General features: G+C 71.6%; 18 protein-coding genes and 1 tRNA gene. 11 read left to right on the top strand and 8 right to left on the bottom strand.

Annotation, left to right across the window (positions count from 1 at the left end):
- The first annotated feature begins 56 nt into the window (after positions 1 to 56).
- A complete protein-coding gene (locus ABZS61_RS26950; protein ID WP_356426449.1) occupies positions 57 to 1,643 on the top strand; it encodes a M4 family metallopeptidase in 1,587 nt (528 codons plus the stop codon).
- Between the two features lie 25 nt (positions 1,644 to 1,668).
- Here ABZS61_RS26950 and ABZS61_RS26945 read toward each other — a convergent pair whose 3' ends face one another.
- The 4 genes from ABZS61_RS26945 to ABZS61_RS26930 all read right to left on the bottom strand — a co-directional run bounded on the left by ABZS61_RS26945 (position 1,669) and on the right by ABZS61_RS26930 (position 5,528).
- Complete coding sequence (locus tag ABZS61_RS26945; RefSeq protein WP_356426446.1) at positions 1,669 to 3,081, bottom strand: M1 family metallopeptidase; 1,413 nt, start codon at positions 3,079 to 3,081, stop codon at positions 1,669 to 1,671.
- A 91-nt stretch (positions 3,082 to 3,172) separates the two neighbouring features.
- A complete protein-coding gene (locus ABZS61_RS26940; protein WP_356426443.1) occupies positions 3,173 to 4,318 on the bottom strand; it encodes a YncE family protein in 1,146 nt (381 codons plus the stop codon).
- Positions 4,315 to 4,929 (bottom strand): ankyrin repeat domain-containing protein, encoded by a 615-nt coding sequence (locus ABZS61_RS26935; RefSeq protein WP_356426440.1) that lies wholly within the window; start codon positions 4,927 to 4,929, stop codon positions 4,315 to 4,317. The genes ABZS61_RS26940 and ABZS61_RS26935 overlap by 4 nt, the downstream gene beginning before the upstream one ends.
- Before the next feature lie 41 nt (positions 4,930 to 4,970).
- Positions 4,971 to 5,528: a heme-binding protein gene (locus ABZS61_RS26930; RefSeq protein ID WP_356426437.1), complete on the bottom strand. Its 558-nt coding sequence runs from the start codon at positions 5,526 to 5,528 to the stop codon at positions 4,971 to 4,973.
- A gap of 388 nt (positions 5,529 to 5,916) precedes the next feature.
- Between ABZS61_RS26930 and ABZS61_RS26925 the strand changes: the two genes are divergently transcribed.
- The 3 genes from ABZS61_RS26925 (at position 5,917) to ABZS61_RS26915 (ending at position 8,526) form a co-directional block, all read left to right on the top strand.
- On the top strand, positions 5,917 to 7,299 hold the full coding sequence (locus tag ABZS61_RS26925) for a sensor histidine kinase (RefSeq protein ID WP_356426434.1): 1,383 nt from the start codon (positions 5,917 to 5,919) through the stop codon (positions 7,297 to 7,299).
- Complete coding sequence (locus ABZS61_RS26920) at positions 7,296 to 7,934, top strand: response regulator transcription factor (RefSeq protein WP_356426431.1); 639 nt, start codon at positions 7,296 to 7,298, stop codon at positions 7,932 to 7,934. The genes ABZS61_RS26925 and ABZS61_RS26920 overlap by 4 nt, the downstream gene beginning before the upstream one ends.
- A 94-nt stretch (positions 7,935 to 8,028) precedes the next feature.
- The gene (locus tag ABZS61_RS26915) at positions 8,029 to 8,526 is read left to right on the top strand and encodes a hypothetical protein (protein ID WP_031093423.1); all 498 of its coding nucleotides are present in this window, start codon (positions 8,029 to 8,031) and stop codon (positions 8,524 to 8,526) included.
- A 4-nt stretch (positions 8,527 to 8,530) separates the two neighbouring features.
- Here the strand turns inward: ABZS61_RS26915 and ABZS61_RS26910 are convergent, their stop codons facing one another.
- Positions 8,531 to 9,238, bottom strand: coding sequence for a pentapeptide repeat-containing protein (locus tag ABZS61_RS26910; protein WP_356426427.1), 708 nt, complete (start codon positions 9,236 to 9,238; stop codon positions 8,531 to 8,533).
- A gap of 98 nt (positions 9,239 to 9,336) precedes the next feature.
- Between ABZS61_RS26910 and ABZS61_RS26905 the strand changes: the two genes are divergently transcribed.
- Complete coding sequence (locus tag ABZS61_RS26905) at positions 9,337 to 10,530, top strand: NAD(P)-binding protein (RefSeq protein WP_356426424.1); 1,194 nt, start codon at positions 9,337 to 9,339, stop codon at positions 10,528 to 10,530.
- Positions 10,531 to 10,580: 50 nt separating this feature from the next.
- A complete protein-coding gene (locus ABZS61_RS26900) occupies positions 10,581 to 11,582 on the top strand; it encodes a zinc-binding dehydrogenase (RefSeq protein ID WP_356426421.1) in 1,002 nt (333 codons plus the stop codon).
- A 27-nt stretch (positions 11,583 to 11,609) separates the two neighbouring features.
- On the opposite strand, the gene ABZS61_RS26895 is transcribed toward ABZS61_RS26900, so the two are convergent.
- The gene (locus ABZS61_RS26895) at positions 11,610 to 12,086 is read right to left on the bottom strand and encodes a GNAT family N-acetyltransferase (RefSeq protein ID WP_356426418.1); all 477 of its coding nucleotides are present in this window, start codon (positions 12,084 to 12,086) and stop codon (positions 11,610 to 11,612) included.
- Between the two features lie 151 nt (positions 12,087 to 12,237).
- Here ABZS61_RS26895 and ABZS61_RS26890 point away from each other — a divergent pair, with 151 nt between their 5' ends.
- Positions 12,238 to 13,638 carry an FAD-dependent oxidoreductase gene (locus ABZS61_RS26890; RefSeq protein ID WP_356426416.1) on the top strand — a complete coding sequence of 467 codons (1,401 nt, stop codon included), beginning with the start codon at positions 12,238 to 12,240 and terminating at the stop codon, positions 13,636 to 13,638.
- A gap of 67 nt (positions 13,639 to 13,705) precedes the next feature.
- On the opposite strand, the gene ABZS61_RS26885 is transcribed toward ABZS61_RS26890, so the two are convergent.
- Positions 13,706 to 13,783 (bottom strand) — tRNA-Thr (locus ABZS61_RS26885).
- Between the two features lie 176 nt (positions 13,784 to 13,959).
- Here ABZS61_RS26885 and ugpC point away from each other — a divergent pair.
- From ugpC to ABZS61_RS26870, 3 genes are all read left to right on the top strand, one after another.
- Positions 13,960 to 15,096: a sn-glycerol-3-phosphate ABC transporter ATP-binding protein UgpC gene (gene ugpC, locus ABZS61_RS26880; protein ID WP_356426413.1), complete on the top strand. Its 1,137-nt coding sequence runs from the start codon at positions 13,960 to 13,962 to the stop codon at positions 15,094 to 15,096.
- A 235-nt stretch (positions 15,097 to 15,331) separates the two neighbouring features.
- Positions 15,332 to 15,745: a hypothetical protein gene (locus ABZS61_RS26875; RefSeq protein ID WP_356426410.1), complete on the top strand. Its 414-nt coding sequence runs from the start codon at positions 15,332 to 15,334 to the stop codon at positions 15,743 to 15,745.
- Between the two features lie 36 nt (positions 15,746 to 15,781).
- A complete protein-coding gene (locus ABZS61_RS26870; RefSeq protein WP_356426407.1) occupies positions 15,782 to 16,501 on the top strand; it encodes a nucleotidyltransferase family protein in 720 nt (239 codons plus the stop codon).
- A gap of 82 nt (positions 16,502 to 16,583) precedes the next feature.
- On the opposite strand, the gene ABZS61_RS26865 is transcribed toward ABZS61_RS26870, so the two are convergent.
- Positions 16,584 to 18,188 (bottom strand): DoxX family protein, encoded by a 1,605-nt coding sequence (locus ABZS61_RS26865; RefSeq protein WP_356426404.1) that lies wholly within the window; start codon positions 18,186 to 18,188, stop codon positions 16,584 to 16,586.
- Positions 18,189 to 18,350: 162 nt separating this feature from the next.
- Here ABZS61_RS26865 and ABZS61_RS26860 point away from each other — a divergent pair, with 162 nt between their 5' ends.
- Positions 18,351 to 19,832: a hypothetical protein gene (locus tag ABZS61_RS26860; protein ID WP_356426401.1), complete on the top strand. Its 1,482-nt coding sequence runs from the start codon at positions 18,351 to 18,353 to the stop codon at positions 19,830 to 19,832.
- Positions 19,833 to 19,836: the final 4 nt, after the last annotated feature.

Raw genomic sequence — 19,836 nt, 5'->3', positions numbered from 1 at the left:
ATTCGATGGCACGCTCTCCGCTCGTAACCCCCACAGGAACGAGCAACGGAGAAGGCATGACCCCCCACATGAACACCCGTCGCGCCGCTGCCCTGACCGCAGTTGCTGCGATGGTCGTCGTCGGAGTGCAGACCGGTTCGGCCACGGCCGGCCCCAACACCCCCGACGACACCGTCTCTTCCACCCGCACGGCTCCCGCCGCGGCCCTCGGCGTGAACACCGCCTCGCAGCGCGGCTCGGCCATCCGCGCCGCACAGACCGGAGCCACCGCGGCCGCCGAGTCCCTCGGCCTCGGCAGCCAGGAGAAGCTGATAGTCCGTGACGTGATCAAGGACGCCCACGGCACCGTGCACACCCGCTACGAGCGCACCTACGCCGGACTCCCGGTCCTCGGCGGCGACCTCGTCACGCACACCGCGTCCGACGGCAGCCCCAAGGGCGTCGACAAGGCCACCGAGGCCCGCATAGCCGTGCCGTCGACGACACCGAAGGTGAAGTCGGCGGCAAGCGCGCGCAAGGTCGTCTGGGCGGGCAGCGGCAAGCCCGTGCTCGCCTTCGAGACGGTCAGGTCCGGTGTGCAGAAGGACGGCACACCCAGCAAGGTCCACACCATCACGGACGCCGCCACCGGCAAGAAGCTGCACAGCTACGAGGGCGTCGAGACCGGCACCGGCAACAGCCAGTACAGCGGCCAGGTCACCCTGACGACCACACCGGGCGGCTCGGGCTTCGAACTCACCGACGGCGACCGCGGCGGCCACAAGACGTACGACCTCAACCAGGGCAGCAGCGGCACCGGAGACCTCGTCACCGACGCGGACGACACCTGGGGCGACGGCACCGGCAACGACCGGCAGACCGCAGCGGTCGACGCCCACTACGGCGCCGCGGCGACCTGGGACTTCTACAAGTCCGAGCTGGGCCGCTCCGGCATAGCCGGCGACGGCAAGGCCGCGTACTCCCAGGTCCACTACGGCAACGCGTACGTCAACGCGTTCTGGGACGACAGCTGCTTCTGCATGACGTACGGCGACGGGGCCGACAACAAGAGCGCCCTCACCGCGATCGACGTCGCCGGCCACGAGATGAGCCACGGACTCACCGCCGCCACCGCCAACCTCGACTACTCCGGCGAGTCCGGCGGACTCAACGAGGCGACCAGCGACATCCTCGGCACCTCCGTCGAGTTCTTCGCGGACAACAGCACCGACGCCGGGGACTACCTCATCGGCGAGAAGATCGACATCAACGGCGACGGCACCCCCCTGCGCTACATGGACAAGCCCAGCAAGGACGGCGGCTCGGCCGACTCCTGGGACTCCGGCGTGGGCGACCTGGACGTCCACTACTCCTCCGGCGTCGCCAACCACTTCTTCTACCTGCTGGCCGAGGGCAGCGGCGCGAAGACCATCAACGGCGTCGACTACGACTCGCCGACCTCCGACGGCTCCACGGTCACCGGCATCGGCCGCCAGAAGGCCTACCAGATCTGGTACAAGGCCCTCTCCGTCTACATGACCTCGACCACCGACTACGCGGGCGCCCGCGTCGCCACACAGAAGGCCGCGACCGACCTGTTCGGGGCGGGCAGCACCGAACTCGCGGCCGTCGACGCCGCCTGGACCGGAGTCAACGTGAAGTAGCCCGGCCCGACGACACGGGAGCCGGTCAGCCTCGGGCGGGCCGGCTCCTGCCGTTGAGCCAGGTGTCCCACAAGCCCGTCAGATCCATGCCGGACTCTTCCTCCACGTACGCGGTGAAGTCCTCCGTCGACGCGTTCCCGTGCCGATGGGTCTTCAACCAGCTCCTGACGAGGGCGAAGAAGGCTTCGTCGTCGCCCATCCGCTGCCGGATCCGGTGGACGACCATCGCGCCGCGCCCGTACACCGGAGGCCCCGACAGATCCGCGGCCGACGGCGGATCGCCCGGCGGGAAGGCCCAGTTCGCGTCGTCCTCGTACGCCGCGTCGAAGCTGTCCCGGACGGGAACGCCCTCGTGCTCCTCGTACCAGAGCCACTCCGCATACGTCGCGAAGCCCTCGTTGAGCCACATGTCCTGCCAGCTCTCCGGAGTGACGGAGTTGCCGAACCACTGGTGGGCCAGCTCGTGGACGAGCAGCCCGATGTCGGGCGGGCCGGGAAAGAACGGCCGGTTCTGGGTCTCCAGCGCATAGTCGGAGTCCCTGCTCAGCCCGACGATGGCCCCGGCCGAGGCGAACGGATACGGGCCGAACGTCCGCTCCGCCCACCGGAGGACCTCCGGGATCCGGGCGAGCACGGTGGCGCTCGCACCGGCCGCCGCCGGATCGACGGCGGTGACCACCGGCATACCGTCCCCGGTGGCCGACTCCTCGACCGTGTAGCGGCCGACCGCGACGGTCGCGAGATAGCTCGCCATGGGTTCACGGGTACGCCAGTGGAACGTGGTACGCCCTCCTACAGTGCGCCGGGACACCAGTTCACCGTTGGAGACAGCGCTCCGCCCCTCGGGCACGGTGACCCTGATGTCGTACGAGGCCTTGTCGCTCGGGTGGTGGTTCCCGGGGAACCAGGCCATGGAACCGGTCGGCTCACCGAGCGCCACCGACCCGCGCCCGGTCCGCACCCAGCCCTCCTCCGACCCGTCGGAGTCGGTGAACGTCCGCGGGGCGCCGGAGTAGCGGACGACCGTACGGAACGTCCTGCCCCTGCGCAGCCGGTCCTCGACGTCGTCGTCCGGACGCAGCGTCAGTTCGCTGCCCGCCCGGTTCACGGCCGCGGGCCTGCCCTCGACGGTCACCGACCCGACGTCGAGACCCGCCAGGTCCAGGTTGAACGCGCTGAGGTCCTGGGTCGCACGGGCGGTGATCTCCGCCGTACCGCGCAGCCGGCCGGAACCCGCGTCGACCGCCAGGGCCAGGTCGTAGTGCGTGACGTCGTAGCCGCCGTTGCCGAGCCTGGGGAAGTACGGATCGCGCAGCCCGGCCGCGCCCGGTGTGCCCCGCACCCCGCCGGTGTCCGGCGTGCAGGCGGTGGCGAGGGTCAGGAGGGCGAGCAGCAGGGTGGCGGGCGCCGCTCTCCGTACGGGGGTTCGCTGATCCACACCGGTGATCCTATGTGTGGAATGTCGGGTTGATCTCAGGCAACGGCGGGGGCGCGGGCAGGACGGCACGGAGAGCGTCCCGGCGAGCGGCTCAGAGGACGGCGATGCCCAGGGGGCGTTCGCCCGCGCCGATCCTGAACGGCTTCCCGGGCCGTTCCCCGGCCAGGTCGACGACCGTGATGCCGTTCCAGTAGCCGTCACGGGTGAAGCCGCCGGTGACGTACGCCGTGCGGCCGTCCCGCGACACGGCCACGTCCTCGTGCGGACCGTCCAGGGCGACGGTGCGTTCGCTGCCGTCGGGGGCCCGGACGGTGAGGGACGGTTCCTCGTCGTCCGCGGCGATCGGGCCGGTACCGACGACGAGGAGGGTTCCGTCGGCGGTGAGAGCCGCGCCGTGCTGGTGCGTGTCGGCGGTCATCCGCTCGATCCGGACCGTGCCGGTGCGCGGATCGAGAACGGCGAGCCGCTCGCCCTCGAACGGCAGCAGCAGCTTTCCGTCCGACGGGCGCACCACGGCGTAGTGCGGCTTCAGCCACGAACCGAGCCCGCCCTCGGTGCCGTAGGGGGCGACCTCCATGCGCCGCGGCTCCAGGGTGCGCGTATCGACGGCCGTGACGTCGAACGAGTCGTGACCGGTGGCGTACACCTCGCCGCCGTCGGCGGAGACGTCCACGTCGAAGGGCCGGCGGCCGACCGGGACGGTGGCGGTGACCTCGCGGGTCGCCGTGTCGATGACCTCCAGCACCCCGTTCCCGCCCGGGACGTTGACGCCGACGTAGACGTGCGCGCCGTCGGGCGCGAGGACGATGCCCATGCCGCCGCCCCGGTACTCACCTGTCGTGACCGGGCCCGATTCCGTTGCGTACGGGATGACGTCGAGACGGGTCCGCGTCTCCGTGTCGATGACCGCGACCCCCTCGGCGGTCGCCACCCAGGCCCGGCCGTCCTCGCCGACGGCCAGGCCGTACGGAGCGGTGCCGGCCTCCACCGACCCGAGAGGGCCCGCGTCCCGGCCCGGACCCGGATCGACGAACGTCACGGTGTCACCGCCGAAGTCGGCGACGAGGAGGGTCCCGGGCGGTGTACGCCCCTGCGCCCCGGGCGAGGCGCTCCGCGGCGTACCCGAACCCGCTTCGGGGGCGGGCCGGGACGCGTCCGCGGCGGACTGCGTGCCCGTCGCACAGCCGGCGAGCAACAGGGCGGCAGCCAGCACAGGCACCGCCCTGCGGACGCTCACCGGGAGTCCCCGGTGCCGTGCGCGTCCCGGAGCAGCGCCACCATCTCCGTGAACCCGCGACGCTCCGCGTGCTGCAGCGCCGTGACCCCGTCGCCGTCCGGAAGCCCGCGCGTCGCGCCCGCCTCCAGCAGCACCTCGACGATCGCCTGGTGCGCCCGTCCGCCGTCGCCGAGGATCACCGCCTCCAGCAGGGCCGTCCAGCCCAGCCGGTTGACGTGGTCGACGTCGATGTCGGTGACGCGCAGCACCTCCCGTACGTAGGCGACGTGTCCGCGCTCGCTCGCCGGGATCAGCGAGATGCCGCCGAACCGGTTGCGGAGCGTCAGGTCGGGGCCCGCCGGCAGCAGGACGTGCAGCATCGCCACGCTGCCGGTGACCCCGGTGACCAGCCAGGCGCTGTCCTCGCGGCTGTCCTGTGCGTCGGGAGAGGCGCCCGCACCGACCAGCAGCCGCGCCACCTCGACATGGTCGCCGAGAGCCGCCAGGAGCAACGGGGTACGCAACTCCCCGTCGCGGGCCTCGACACGGGCCCCGCCCTCGATCGCGGCCCGCACCCCTGCGGTGTCGCCGGTACGGGCGGCGTCGAGCAGCCGGTGGTCGACGGCGTTCATCTGCTTCTCCTTGCGACGTACGGGAACGAGGGCGGCGGCGACTACTTCGCCAGAGCCGCGACGCCCGCCGCGGCGAACTTCTCGTCGAGGTCGCCGCTCGGGGCCCCGGCCACTCCGATGCCCGCCACCGGGGCACCCTTGACCTGGACGGGTGCGCCGCCCGCCAGGAACAGTGTGCCGGGGATGTCCTTCAGGTTCGGGGCCTGCTCCAGGCGCTCGACCAGCTCGGAGGTGGGGGCGTTCCAGGAGACGGCGGTGTACGCCTTCTTCACCGCGGACTCGGGGGACTGCGGGCCCGCGCCGTCGCCGCGCAGCGTCACGAGGGTGTTGCCGTTGCGGTCGACCACGGCGACCGAGACACGCTGGTTCTCCTTCTTCGCCGCGTCGAGGGTGGCCTGTGCGGCCTTCGTCGCGGCGGCCACGGTCAGGTGGGTGGACTGCTGGAGGTTCCGGTCGGCGGTGTCGGCCTTGACGGCGGCGGCGGGCGCGGCGGCCGGGGCGGACGCGTTCGCGGACATCGCGCCGAAGGTTCCGGCGCTCAGGGCGGCTGCGGCAACGGCACCGGTCAGGACGCGGGTACGCAGAGACATCTTCTTCATCGTGGGCTCCTCGGTGATTCGGCTCGGCCTTGTGCCTGCTCCGGTATCGATCCTCCGGCCGGATCCGGGCCCGTACGGTCGGCGTACCGGCTCGAGGCCGCACGCAGGTCGGCCGACGGCCCCATCAGCCGATCGGTTGATGCGGGTGTGGCCCGCCGGGGTCACCATGGGGATATCCGCGCAGGCCGGCACGGGTCGGCGCCGGGTGCACGGCGGTCGTCGCGGGTCGGCCGTCGCGGGTCGACGGGGCCGGCAACGGGTCGGCGTCCGGAGTCACCGGCAGGTCGTCCGGGTCACCGGCGTCCGGAGTCATCGGCAGGTCGTCATGATCGCCGGTCGTCCGGGGCACCGGTCGTCCGCGTCATCGGTAGGGAGCGCGAGGTACGAGGTGCAGGACCGAAGCAAGCCGGTACCCGCCGCGGACCGGTCCCCCGGGCCCGGCCGAGGCACCGGCCCTGACACCGCCCCGGGCCCCCACCCGGCTGCGGACCCGGCTGCGAATCCGGCCGCGGACCGGGCCGCCGAACGGTCCGCCGAACGGGCCGCCGACCCCGATGCCCGATGGTTGGCCCTCCTCACGCACGCCGCCTTCTTCCTGCTGCTCGGCGCCTCGCTCGCCCGCTTCCTGATGCGCCACCCCGGCGAGACCCGCACCCCGTGGATCATCGCGCTGTCGGTGACCCTCGCCGTGCTCTACCTCCTGGGCCCGGTGCTCGGCTCCCGGCCCACGTCCCGAAGCCGGATCCGGCTCGGCGTCCTCGTCGTCGTCTGGATGGTGCTGGTCCTTCTCGCGCCGAGCTTCGCGTGGTGCGCGGTACCGCTCTTCTACACCGGGCTGCGGATCCTGCCGCCCCGCGCCGCACTGGCCCTGGTCGCCCTGCTCACCGTGTTCGTCGTCGGCGCCCAACTGCGGCTGGCGGACGGCTTCGACCCGAATCTGGTGCTGGCCCCGCCCGCCGTCGCGGCCGTCGCCACCGCCGTCTTCGTCCATATGCAGCGCCAGACCGTACTCCAGCAGGAACTGGCCTCCCGCCAGCGCGAGCTGATCGACGACCTGCTGCGAACACGGCGCGAACTGGCCGCCACCGAGCGCCGCGAGGGAACCCTCGCCGAACGCCAGCGGCTCTCCATGGAGATCCACGACACCCTCGCCCAGGGACTGTCGAGCCAGCAGATGCTGCTCCAGGCGGCGGACCGCTCCTGGGACACCGATCCGACGGCCGCCCGCCGCCATGTCCGGACGGCGACCGGCATCGCGGAACGCAACCTGGCCGAGGCCCGCCGCTTCGTGCACGACCTGGCCCCCGCCGATCTCGCGGAGGGCGGCGGCCTCGAAGCGGCACTGCACGCCCTCGCCGCACGCGAGACGGCACAGTCGCACGGCCGGATCGCCGTCCGCTGCCATGTGGAGGGCACCCCGCTCGCCCCGCTGCCCGACCGGGTGCAGTCGGCGCTGCTGCGGATCGCACAGGGGGCACTGGCCAACGTGACCGAACACGCCGGCGCGACCGCCGCGGGGCTGACCCTGACCCACCTGGACGACCGTGTCGTCCTCGACATCGCCGACAACGGCCGCGGCTTCGGCCCGGCCGAACCGGCTCCCCGCCCACCGGGTGGCGTCCGCGGCCATGGGCTGCCGGCCATGCGCGCCCGGGTCCAGCAGCTCGGCGGCACACTCACGATCGAATCGGCGCCGGGCGAGGGAACGGTCCTGTCCGCCGTCGTCCCCCTGCCCACCGCGACCGCACCCCCACCGGAGGCCCCCCGATGACGCCGCCCGACACCCGAGCCGTACGGATCCTCCTCTGCGACGACCACGCCGTCGTACGCGCCGGGCTGCTCGCCCTCCTCGGCAGCGAACCGGACATCGAGGTCGTCGGCGAGGCGGGCAGCGGCGAGGAAGCCGTCGCCCTGGCAGCCCGGCTCACCCCGGACGTCGTCCTGATGGACCTCCAGCTCGGCCCGGGCATCGACGGCGTCGAAGCCACCCGCCGGATCGCCGGCACGGCAGACACCCACGTCCTCGTCCTCACCACGTACGACACGGACGCCGACATCACCCGCGCCATCGAGGCGGGCGCCACCGGCTATCTGCTCAAGGCCGAACGCCCGGAGGAACTGTTCGCCGCGATCCGCTCCGCGGCACAGGGCCGCACCACCCTGTCCCCGCCCGTCGCCAGCCGTGTGATGGCCCACATGCGCAAACCCCGCCCCACCCTGACCGAACGCGAACTCGACATCCTGGGCCAGCTCTCCCAGGGCCTCGGCAACCGGGACATCGCACGTGCCCTGTTCATCAGCGAGGCCACCGTCAAGACCCACCTGGGCCGGATCTACGACAAGCTCGGCGTCGACACCCGGGCGGGCGCGGTCTCCGTCGCCAAGGAGCAGCGGCTCCTGCCGTAGGGCCCTTCGTCCGGATCCTGCCGCGCCCGAGGGCCCCCGCAAGCCCGCGGACGGGCCGGAACGGACACGTCACCGGGCATGACACCATCGAACCGTGCTCGACATCGGCTACTCCCTCTCCCGGCGCTTCCCGGACCCCCCGCAGACCGACTACCGGCGTGCGGACGTCCGCGCCCTGCGGCACGACCTCTTCTCCGGCGACGTCTACCTCGCGGACACCAAGGCGGACCGCGAAGTATCCACAGCCTGGGGATGGGTGCCCGTACTCGACTTCGCCTGGGCCCTCTGCGACATCGTCGAACAGATCGACCGGGACCCCCGCGGCAACCGCTCCCACCGCCAGCAGTACGCCGAGCTCGACTTCACCGAGTCGTCCGACCGCATGCTCTTCGAGCGCCGCTTCGGCTGGGTCGACGTCGAAGCCGACTGGATGCCCGGAGACGAGCCCCCGCTCACCTTCAGCCACTCCCTCCTGCGCCGCGAGGCCCGCGACTTCCTGCACGACCTGATCGCCGACCTGGCCGACATGCACGAAGGACTCGCCGACAACCCCGTCGTCTGGGACCTGCAGGCCCGCTTCCCCCGCCTCTGAGGCCCTACGCCTCCACCCGCACCCCGATCTGCGCCGCGAACGCCGGAGCGAGCTCCATCAGCTGGGACGGGCTGATCACCGCCCCCGCCAGCCGCTCCACCCCCCGTGCGATGTCGAGCTCGGCAACCGTCCGCAGGTCCACCGAGTCCATCCGCACGGCGCTGAAGTCGGCCCGCTTCAGCACGCAGTCCCGGAACTCCACCCGCACCAGCTGTGCCTCCCCGAAGTCCGGCTCCGACAGCACGCAGCCCTCGAACACCACGTCCTTCAGCCGTGCCGTGCGCAGATTCAGGTAGTCGATCTTCCCGCCGCGCACCAGCACCCGCTCCAGCACCGCGCCGTGCAGCTGCACCCCACCCAGCCGCGCGTCCACGATCTCGACGTCCCGCAGCGACGCCCCCGCAAGATCGGTGCCCACACCCCGTACGCCCGTGAGCACCGAGTCGATGAACCTGGCTCGGACCAGCTCCGTACGGTCCAGGGCGCATTCCTGCAGCTCACAGTCCATGAAGCGCGCACCGGGACCCGAGGCGTCCGTCAGGTCCAACCGCTCGAACCGCACGCCGTCGTAGTCCCCGTCCGGCTCCAGCCCCTCCCCCTCGTACGCCACGAGCGGCGGCAGCCTGACCTCCGGCCGCCGCGCTGCCACCACGGTGTCCTTCGCGCCCGCACCCCTGCCGCTCCTGTTGCCTCTGCCTGCCATGCACCCCATCGTGACGCACACCACTGACATCGCCCCGGACCGATGTCACAGACCCACCCCGCCGAACCGTCCCCTGCACAGCAGCGCCCACCGCAAGGAGACCCAGCATGCAGCGCATCCACATCGTCGGCGGCGGCCTCGCAGGACTCACCGCGGCCATCACCGCCGCCGAATCGCGCGTCCCGGTCACCCTCCACGAGGCCCACCGCACCCTCGGCGGACGGGCCAGGACCGCCGAAGGCCCCTACCTCACCAACGAGGGCCCCCACGCCCTCTACCGCCGCGGACCGCACCGGACCTGGCTCAAGGAGCGAAAGCTCCTCGGCCCGCTCGCCTCCGTACCGCCCCTCGAAGGCACCCGCTTCCTCTTCCGCCGCAACGGCGCCCTGCGCAGGACCCCGCCCCTCGCCCTGCTCCGCCTCGCCCGCCGCAGCGCCCCCGTCGACGCCGACTTCCTCACCTGGGCCACCCGGCAGGCAGGCGAGGAGGGCGCCCGCGCAGCCGCGCACTACATGGGCGTGGCGCTCTTCCACCACGACCCCGGATCGCTCTCGGCCGCCTTCGTGCAGGAGCGGCTCAAGCGCGCCACCGCCCTGCCGCCCGAGGCCCACTACCCCATCGGCGGCTGGGCGCAGCTCGTCGAGCGGATGGCCTCACGCGCCTGGGACCTCGGCGTACGGATCGAAACAGCCCAGCGCATCGACTCCGGCGCCCTCGCCGGCCTCGCACGCAGCGGTCCGGTGATCGTCGCCACCCATTTGGACGCCGCCCGCACCCTGCTCGACGACCCCACCCTTGCCTGGGACAGCGGCAGGACCGCCCTGATCGACCTGGCCCTGCGAACCCGGCGCGGCGACCCGTTCATCATCTCCGACCTCGACGCCCCCGGCTGGATCGAACGGTTCACCGCCCAGGACCCCACGCTCGCCCCCGCCGGCGAACAGCTCATCCAGAGCCAGATCCCCCTCGCCCCCGGCGCCCCGCGCGCCGACGCCGTCGACCGCGCCGAAGAACTCCTCGACCTCGGCTTCCCCGGCTGGCGCGACCGCACCACCTGGCGGCGCGAGGCCCTCGCGGCCGGCCGGACCGGCGCCGTCGACCGACCCGGCACCACCTGGCGCGACCGCCCCGCCGTCGACCGCGGCAACGGGATCCTCCTCGCGGGCGACCAGGTCGCGGCCCCCGGACTCCTCAGCGAAGTCGCGTTCAACAGCGGCATCGCAGCGGCGGTACGGGCCCTGGAACTCCTCGGAAAGCCGGCACAGGAAACCCCGGCAGCACTTGACCTCAAGGACGCTTGAGGTCGGAAGGTGGACCGGTCAGCCGCCGTCCACCACCCCGGAGAACCCACATGTACGCCATCCGCCTCCACGCCTTCGGCCCCGCCGAGAACCTCCGCCACGAACTGACCGACGACCCCATACCCGCCCCCGGCCAGGTCCGGATCGCCGTCGCCGCAGCCGGCGTGCACCTCATCGACACCGCCCTGCGCGAAGGCATGACCGGCCCCTACCCGGCCCCCGCCGAACTGCCCACGATCCCCGGCCGCGAAGTCGCGGGCACCGTCGAGTCACTCGGCGAGGGCACCGACCCCGCCTGGCTCGGCCGCCACGTCGTCGCCCACATCGGCATGGCCCCCGGGGGCTACGCCGAACTCACCGTCGTGGACGCCGACAAGCTCCACCCGATCCCCGAAGGACTCGGCGCGGCCGAAGCCGTCGCCATGATCGGCACCGGCCGCACCACCCTGGGCATCGTGCAGTTCACCGAACTCGGCCCCGGCTCCGTCGCCGTCGTCACCGCTGCGGCCGGCGGCATCGGCACCCTTCTCGTCCAGCACGCCAGGAACGCCGGCGCCACCGTGATCGGCCTGGCCGGCGGACCCGCCAAAGTCGCCCGCGTCAAGGAGAACGGCGCGGACCTCGCCGTCGACTACACCCTCCCCGACTGGCCCCGCCAGGTCCGCACGCACCTCGACGCCCTGGGCCGCCGCGCCACCGTCGTGTACGACTCCGTCGGCGGAGTCACCGCCCGCGCCGCCGTCGACCTGCTCGGCAGCGGCGGACAGCACATCGTCTTCGGCTGGTCCGGCGAGGGGCCCCACGACGGCCGGCCCCTCACCTTCACCGACGAGGACCTCGCCGCACGCGGCATCACGTCCCAGAACGTGCTCGGCCCCGCAATGATCCGCAAGGCCGGGGGACTGCGCGCCCTGGAGTCCCTGTCCCTCGCCGAAGCCGCGGCCGGCCGCCTCCGCCCCACCGTCCAGCGCTACCCGCTCGCCGAAGCGGCCGCCGCCCACCGCGCCCTCGAGACCCGCGGCACGATGGGCAAGGTCGTCCTCATCCCCTGACCGGAGCCCGACAGTACGCGGATCAGCTCAGGACGCGCCCAGTTCGGCCAGCGCCCCGTCCGTCAGCCGGTACACCGTCCACTCGTCCTGCGGACGCGCACCCAACGACTCGTAGAACGCGATGGACGGGGCGTTCCAGTCCAGCACCGACCACTCCAGGCGCCCGTAGCCCCGCTCCACGCAGATGCGCGCCAGCTGGGTGAGCAGCGCCTTCCCGTGGCCGCCCCCGCGCCGCTCCGGGCGCACGTACAAGTCCTCCAGGTACACGCCATGAACTCCCCGCCACGTCGAGAAGTTGAGGAACCACAGCGCGAACCCGACGACCTCACCGTCCTCGTCCGACACCGCGACGTGCGCGTACGCGGCGGGCCGCTCCCCGAACAGCGCCTCACGCAGCTGCTCCTCGGTGGCCTGCGCCTCGTGCAGCGCCTTCTCGTACTCGGCGAGCTCACGGACCATCGCGTGGATGACAGGAACGTCGGCGGCGGTAGCAATACGAATCATGGACGCAGCCTAAGGACCCGCACACCCGGCCCGCCCCGCAGGCCGCCTCCCCGAGGGCTCCCCCGGCCCGAGGACCCCGCACGACGAAACCCCCGGCCGCGCAGTAACGTCCCTTCAGCGACTCGGCTGCACACGGACAAGCAGGGGAATCATGAGCACCGTCAGTACCGTCAACGGCGGCATTTCATTCTGGTACGCGCACGAGGGCACCCCCGCCCCCCGCGAACCCCTGCCCGGCGACACCACCGCCGACATCTGCATCGTCGGCGGCGGCTACACCGGCCTCTGGACGGCCTACTACCTCAAGAAGGCCGTCCCCTTCCTCAACATCACCGTGCTGGAAGCCAAGTTCTGCGGCTACGGCGCCTCCGGCCGGAACGGCGGCTGGCTCTACAACGGCATCGCGGGCCGCGACCGCTACGCCCGGCTCCACGGCCACGACGCCGCCGTGCGCCTCCAGAAGGCCATGAACGAGACCGTCGACGAGGTCATCCGCACCGCCGCCGACGAAAACATCGAAGCCGACATCCACCACGGCGGCGTCCTCGAGATCGCCCACACCCCGGCCCAGCTCGCCCGCCTCAAGAACTCCCACTCCGTCGAGATCGCCTTCGGCGAGACCGACCGCGTCCTGCGCGGCGCCCGCGAGACCGCCGAACGCATCCGTGTCACCGGAGCCGTCGGCTCCAGCTGGACCCCGCACGGCGCACGCCTGCACCCCGCCAAACTCGTCAAGGGCCTCGCCGACACCGTGGAAGCCCTCGGCGTCACGATCCACGAATCCACCCCCGTCACCGAGATCAGGCCCAAGCACGCGGTAACCCCCTACGGCACGGTCCGCGCCCCGTACATCCTGCGCTGCACCGAGGGCTTCACCTCGGCGCTCAAGGGCCAGAAGCGCACCTGGCTCCCCATGAACTCGTCCATGATCGTCACCGAACCCCTCTCCAAGTCCGTCTGGGACACCATCGGCTGGGAAGGCCGCGAGAACCTCGGCGACACGGCCCACGCCTACATGTACGCCCAGCGCACCGCGGACGACCGCATTGCGCTCGGCGGCCGGGGCGTCCCCTACCGCTACGGCTCCGCCACGGACAACGACGGCCGCACCCGGCCCGCCACCATCGACGCCCTGCGCGACCTGCTCGTCCGCTTCTTCCCCACCACGGCAGGCACCCGCATCGACCACGCCTGGTCCGGCGTACTCGGCGTCCCCCGCGACTGGTGCGCCACCGTCACCCTGGACCGCTCCACGGGCCTCGGCTGGGCCGGCGGCTACGTGGGCTCCGGCGTCGCCACCGCCAACCTCGCCGCCCGCACCCTGCGCGACCTCATCCAGCAGGACTCCGGCCAGGCGGGCCCCACCGACCTGACGACCCTCCCCTGGGTCAACCACAAAGTCCGCCGCTGGGAACCCGAACCCTTCCGCTGGCTCGGCGTCCACGCCCTGTACGCCGCCTACCGCGCTGCCGACCGCCGCGAAACCACGTCCCCGCACCCGGGCACGGACCGCATCGCCAAACTGGCGGACCGCATCTCGGGACGGCACTGACCTGAGACAGAACTGTCCGCCGACGCGGGAGAGCCCAGCCCAGAGCGCATCTGAGCTGGGCTTTTCCTGGAGCCCCCTATCGGATTCGAACCGATGACCTACGCATTACAAGTGCGTTGCTCTGGCCGGACTGAGCTAAGGAGGCAGCGGAAGCAGTGTAACCAACGCCGGGACCGGAACCAGCTCAATATTCGGGACCTGGGACTGCTGACAGATCCGGGAACGCCAGGTAGCGTCACACCAGGTTCACTCGAGTGGACCAGACCACTCCCTTACTCGGATCGTCCGGCACGTTCCTGCCGGTGGAGGAGAAGATTCAGCATGGCCAGTGTCACGTTCGACAAGGCGTCCCGCGTCTACCCCGGCTCCACGAAGCCGGCCGTGGACCAGCTCGAGATCGACATCGAAGACGGTGAGTTCCTCGTCCTCGTCGGTCCTTCCGGTTGTGGCAAGTCGACCTCCCTGCGCATGCTCGCGGGTCTCGAGGACGTCAACGGCGGCGCGATCCGCATCGGTGACCGCGATGTCACGCACCTGCCCCCGAAGGACCGGGACATCGCCATGGTGTTCCAGAACTACGCGCTCTACCCGCACATGTCCGTCGCGGACAACATGGGCTTCGCGCTGAAGATCGCCGGGATCAACAAGACGGAGATCCGGGCGAAGGTCGAAGAGGCCGCCAAGATGCTGGACCTCACCGAGTACCTCGACCGCAAGCCGAAGGCGCTCTCCGGTGGTCAGCGTCAGCGTGTGGCCATGGGCCGCGCGATCGTGCGTGAGCCGCAGGTCTTCCTCATGGACGAGCCGCTGTCGAACCTCGACGCCAAGCTCCGCGTGTCGACCCGTACGCAGATCGCCTCGCTGCAGCGCCGCCTCGGCATCACCACGGTGTACGTGACCCACGACCAGGTCGAGGCCCTCACCATGGGCGACCGCGTCGCGGTCCTCAAGGACGGTCTGCTCCAGCAGGTCGACTCGCCGCGCAACATGTACGACCGCCCGGCGAACCTCTTCGTGGCCGGCTTCATCGGCTCCCCGGCGATGAACCTCGTCGAGGTCCCGATCACGGACGGCGGCGTCAAGTTCGGCAACAGCGTCGTCCCGGTCTCCCGTGCGGCGCTCTCCGCCGCCGCGGACCGCGGTGACACGACCGTCACGGTCGGCATCCGCCCCGAGCACTTCGACATCCTCGAGCACGGCGGCGCCGCCGCGCAGACCCTCACCAAGGCTTCGGGCGACGCGCCGGCCGGTCTGGCCGTGTCGGTCAACGTGGTCGAGGAGCTCGGCGCCGACGGCTTCGTCTACGGTGCCGCGCAGGTCGGTGGCCAGCACAAGGACCTGGTCGTCCGTGTCGGCGGCCGTGCCGTTCCGGAGAAGGGCACGGAGCTGCACGTCGTGCCGCGCCCGGACGAGCTGCACGTCTTCGCGACCTCGACCGGTGAGCGCCTCACCGACTGACGTCTCCACGCTGTACGACGGCCCCGCATTCCCGAGTTCCGGCTCGGGGGTCGCGGGGCCGTCTGCGTGGCGTTGCGCGCCTGCGGGTTTCGGGCGTGGGCAGTCCCAAATATCCTGGCACGACGGTCATTTCACCCCGGTTCGTCAACCTGCGATTCGAAAGGCCACCTCGAACCATCCCCCGCAGGGGTGACGAAATGTCGCCAAGTCATCACTGACCGCTACGCTCGCCTGCGTGACCCACACCGCGCGCCGAATCGGCCGAACCCTCGCTCTCGTACTGCCCGTCGTCATGGTCCTCTCCGGGACCCTCGCGGTCACCCGCGTGCAGTGGTCGGCGCACAACACCGAGTCGCAGCTGCTGACGGCCGCCTCCGAGACCGTGTCCAAGCGCGCCAAGGCGCGTGAGCCGCAGGATGTCCTGCAGGACAAGCTGCTCCTGGAACTGCGGGAGAAGGACCCGGGCGTCGCGCTGACCGAGCTCCAGCGCACGGTCGAGGCGCGGCCGTCGCTGGCCAAGCACTGCATGTCGATCGCGAAGGCGCTGGGCAGGGCTGCCGTCGACCAGTACGGCCCGACGCGTGCGCACCGCTTCTCCCGTCCGGTCTGCGACACGTCGTTCGCTTCGGGCGTCGCGCAGTTCAGCTGAGCCGGGTGTGCGCGGGCACGGCATATCGTGCCTGGCATGCAAACGTTTCCGACGCAGGCCGTGATCCTGGCGGGTGGCCAGGGCTCGCGGCTGCGCCCGTACACCGATGACCGTCCCAAGCCGATGGTCGAGATCCCGGGGACCGGGACCCCGATCATCGGCCATCAGCTTTCCTGGCTGGCCGCCGAGGGTGTCACCGACGCCGTGATCTCGTGCGGCCATCTTGCCGATGTGCTGCAGGAGTGGCTGGACTCGGCCGATCTTCCGTTGCGTGTCACGACCGTCGTCGAGACCGAGCCTCTGGGCCGGGGCGGCGGTCTCAAGCATGCCGCGACACGGCTGCCCGACCCCTCGGAGCCGTGGTACGCGACGAACGGCGACATCTGGACGCGTTTCTCGTTGCGGGAGATGGCGGCGTTCCACGCCGAACGGGATGCCACCGCCACACTCGCGCTGGCCCGTCCGCGGATTCCGTGGGGTGCGGTGGAGACGGACGCGTTCGGGCACATCACGGACTTCATCGAGTCGCCGCCGTCGCCGTACCTGATCAATGCGGGCGTGTACGTGTTCGCGCCCTCGTTCACGTCGCTGCTGCCGGACCGGGGCGATCACGAGCGGACGACGTTCCCGCGGCTGGCCCGTGAACGGCTGCTGGCCGGCTTCCCGCTGCCGCACGGGGCGTACTGGCGGGCCATCGACACCGCGAAGGATCTGACGGAGGCGGCGAAGGAGCTGGGCGCCCACACGGGCGGCTAGGAGTGGTGCTCCGTTACCGCGGACGTGCGCGAGGGCGGCCACCGGGTTTCCGGTGGCCGCCCTCGCGGTGTGCGGTGGGGTGTCAGCCGAGCAGGCCGCCGATGGGGTTCTGGCCGGCGCCTCCGCCTCCGGTGGAACCGCCGCCGTCCGAACCGCCGCCGGAGCCGCCGCCGCCCGTGGAGCCGCCGGAGCCGGAGCCGCCGGAGGAGGTGGGACCGGCGCTGCTCGCCGGGGGCTGCTCCGGGGTCGTCTCCCGGGGCGGCTCCTGACCGGTGCCCTGGGTCTGGCTGGGCTGTCCGGTGTTCGCTCCGGTGGCCTGGCCGGACTCACGGACGGAGTCCGCTCCCGGGGTGGACTCCTCGGCCGTCGGGCTGCTTGACCCGCTGGTCGGGGAGGGTTCGGGGCGACGCCCCTCAGGGGTGCTGGAGGGCTTGCGCTTGCCCGTGGACTCCTCGGGGAGCGGGGATCCGGGGAGCTGGTTGTACGGGTTGCCGGGACCCGGAACGGTGACGACCTCGGAGGAGCGGACCGCTCCGCCGAGCATGGAGCCGACGAGCAGTGTCATACCGACCACGACGGTGGCGACGACGGTGCCGCGGCGCAGGACACGGCGGCGGAGGTCCCAGAGGTCGGAGCGGGGGCCGAGCTTGCGCCAGGCTTCACCGGCGAGGCGTCCGTCGAGGGAGTAGACGGGGGCGCCGGCGATGACAAGGGGGCTCCAGGCCGCCAGGAAGATGATGTCGGGCGCGTCGTAGGCGGCGACGCTGCGCCAGCTGACCGTCACGAGGAGGGCTGCGGAGAGCAGGGCTCCGAAGGCGGCGGCGACGCGCTGCCAGAGGCCGAGGACGGTGAGGACGCCGACGACGACCTGGAGGAAGGCGACGGAGAGTCCGGCGCCGACGGGGTGGGAGAGCGCGAAATCGCGCAGCGGCTCGGCAAGGGCCCAGGGCTGCAGCGAGGTCAGCCACTTGACCATGGAGCCCCGGTCGCCGCCCTCGAAGTAGACGGGGTCGCAGAGCTTGCCCATGCCGGCGTAGATCGAGATGAAGCCGAGGAAGACGCGCAGGGGGAGCAGGACGACGCCGAGGTTCATGCGGCGGCCGGGGTAGTACGCGTGCCGGACGTTGTCGGCGGCGTGACGCCGTTCCTGGGCGGAGTCGTCGGGTTCGTCGTCGAAGGGGTCGCGGTGGTCGGGGGGGCCGGTTTCGACCGGGTCGTAGGCGCCGACGGCCTGCCGCATGGGGGGCAGCAGCGGTCCGGTGCGGCCCGGTCCGGGCTGGGGCGCGATGAGTACGGGGTTGGGCTGGGTCTCGTCGAGGCGCGGGATGACCTGGGTGCCAAAGCCCGCGTCCCCACCGGTTCCGGTGCCGCCGCCGGGCCTGGTGTCGAGGTGGCCCGCGGTGGAGTTCCGTACGGCCTGCAGGAGTCCGGTCGCTCCTGGATCGCCCGGTTCCGACCTGCCGCTCCAGACGACGGGGGCCCGCCTGCGCCCGCCCGCGCCGCTCATGGCGGGGATCCGGGGCTGTGCGGTGGCCAAGGGGCGCAGGCGCGTGCGCTGGCCCGGGGCGAGCTGCACCCGGAAGCTGGCGTGGTTGACGATGACCTGCGCGGGGTCGCTGTCCACCTTGGTCATGCTCAGGGCGGCGGGCTGTTCGTCGAACCGCGGCGTTCTGGTGTCCACACTCATCTAACCGAGTGATGTGTGATTAGGACACTGCCTTGACGTGGCCGAAGTGTCCGAGACCCGTCAAGATCCAGCCATTCCTTGCCACCCAGGAACTTTTGTTCACCTTCCGTACGTCAACCAGCCCGGCCATCATGTGCGTTATCCGTAGTGAACTGGGGAGTCATGGGCGGGCAGCAGCTTACTTTCAAAGACCTGACGCGGTATCCGGTGATGGCCCAGGCCCTGGACAACCAGTGGCTGCCCGGCGATCTGGCGGCGGCGAGGCAGCGGGCGAACGCCGCGCCCGGCCGCTCCCCGGACGATGTGGAGGCCTCCGCCGCCGAGTTGCGACGCGCGTTGGTGAACAGCGGCACCCTGGTGGTCAATCGGGCGTACTTCATCAACAACGAGGCGGTCTCGGCCAATTTCGCACCGGATGCCGATCCGGCCGAACGGCAGGCTTTCGTCCGCCTGCTGAACGGGAGGGCGCTCGTGCCCTTCCTGTACTCCGAACGCGACCCCGCTGCCGAGTTCGCCTGGACGCACGATCCGCAGGTGCACCGGTCCTGGGGGCGGCTGCTCGCCGACGAGGCGGAGCCGGACCTGGTCCGCTTCGACTGGGACGATGCGGCGAACCGGGAGGCGACGGACAAGGTCAACCACTTCTTCTCCAGCCAACTGCTGACGCTCCAGCGGCTCCGCGAGGAGCCGCTGAGGAAGAACCTGGGCATCTCCCTCGCCCAGGCGCGGGCCATGAAGGAGGGCATCCTCACCGACATCCTCCTCTGGGCCGCGCGGCAGGACCTCTACTCGACGATCACGCGTGAGGCCGTGTACCGGGAGTTCCTGACCCGGCCGGGCACACAGGTGCACGAGGGTCTGCTGCGGGAGGGCGACCACATCGTTCCCGCCAAGCAGCTGATCGACCTCCTGTACACACTGGGGGTTCCGAAGGCGAGCAGGATCACCGCCCTCACGCCTCCGGGTTCGCCGCCGCGTTCGGCGCTGCAGGAGCTGCGTGACGACGTCCGCAGCCGGCACGACGACCCGGAGCAGATCGGTCTCCTGCTGCGCGATCTGTTCGCCGACGCCCTGCACCGGGCCGTGGACGGCCCCAACTCCTACGGTTCGCTGTCGCTGTCCGACATCACGCGGCTGCGTACCACGGAGGAGTGGAACGGCTATGTGAACGCCCTGGACTCGTTCGTCCTGGGCAGCTTCAAGGACGGACGGGTACCCAGCCCCGAGGAGTTCCGTGCCGGTACGGGTGATGTCGCCAAGCTGCACCGCGGGATGCTGCGGACCGCGCGCAAGGTGAGCGGTACCCGTCAGGGTTTCCAGCGCGAGATGAAGGTGGCCCTGGTCCTCGAGTCCGCCGGCATCGCCCTGCAGGTGACGTCCGGCGAGGAGGTGTCGCTGCTCGCGGGTTCCCTCCAGATGGCGACGGCCGTCGCGGGCGCACTGAGTGTCCGGCTGGAGTTCTTCGACCAGGGAGGCCGGGGCGCGCGCAAGGGCCTCGGGCATTCGCTGACATTGCCGTCGCTTCAGCTGGGCAATGTCAGAAGGGACTGGGAGAAGATCCTCAAGTCGTACGGGGGCCGGGTCGTGGAGACCGGGTCGGCGCCCCGGAGCGGCCAGGCGGATCAGCAGTCACCGCACGTGTGAGGCG

The organism is Streptomyces sp. NPDC005566, assembly GCF_040605575.1.
Taxonomy (GTDB): Bacteria; Actinomycetota; Actinomycetes; order Streptomycetales; family Streptomycetaceae; genus Streptomyces.
The sequence above is the reverse complement of the archived record's forward strand: the minus strand, read 5'-3'. Positions and strand labels throughout refer to the sequence as shown.

Excerpts from the sequence above, each read along its gene's own strand:
- ABZS61_RS26950 (WP_356426449.1), top strand. The coding sequence starts at position 57 with ATGACCCCCCACATGAACACCCGTCGCGCCGCTGCCCTGACCGCAGTT.
- ABZS61_RS26860 (WP_356426401.1), top strand. The coding sequence starts at position 18,351 with ATGGGCGGGCAGCAGCTTACTTTCAAAGACCTGACGCGGTATCCGGTG.
- ABZS61_RS26900 (WP_356426421.1), top strand. The coding sequence starts at position 10,581 with ATGTACGCCATCCGCCTCCACGCCTTCGGCCCCGCCGAGAACCTCCGC.
- ABZS61_RS26935 (WP_356426440.1), bottom strand. The coding sequence starts at position 4,929 with ATGAACGCCGTCGACCACCGGCTGCTCGACGCCGCCCGTACCGGCGAC.
- ugpC (WP_356426413.1), top strand. The coding sequence starts at position 13,960 with ATGGCCAGTGTCACGTTCGACAAGGCGTCCCGCGTCTACCCCGGCTCC.
- ABZS61_RS26905 (WP_356426424.1), top strand. The coding sequence starts at position 9,337 with ATGCAGCGCATCCACATCGTCGGCGGCGGCCTCGCAGGACTCACCGCG.
- ABZS61_RS26865 (WP_356426404.1), bottom strand. The coding sequence starts at position 18,188 with ATGAGTGTGGACACCAGAACGCCGCGGTTCGACGAACAGCCCGCCGCC.
- ABZS61_RS26895 (WP_356426418.1), bottom strand. The coding sequence starts at position 12,086 with ATGATTCGTATTGCTACCGCCGCCGACGTTCCTGTCATCCACGCGATG.
- ABZS61_RS26890 (WP_356426416.1), top strand. The coding sequence starts at position 12,238 with ATGAGCACCGTCAGTACCGTCAACGGCGGCATTTCATTCTGGTACGCG.
- ABZS61_RS26920 (WP_356426431.1), top strand. The coding sequence starts at position 7,296 with ATGACGCCGCCCGACACCCGAGCCGTACGGATCCTCCTCTGCGACGAC.
- ABZS61_RS26930 (WP_356426437.1), bottom strand. The coding sequence starts at position 5,528 with ATGAAGAAGATGTCTCTGCGTACCCGCGTCCTGACCGGTGCCGTTGCC.
- ABZS61_RS26910 (WP_356426427.1), bottom strand. The coding sequence starts at position 9,238 with ATGGGGTGCATGGCAGGCAGAGGCAACAGGAGCGGCAGGGGTGCGGGC.
- ABZS61_RS26870 (WP_356426407.1), top strand. The coding sequence starts at position 15,782 with ATGCAAACGTTTCCGACGCAGGCCGTGATCCTGGCGGGTGGCCAGGGC.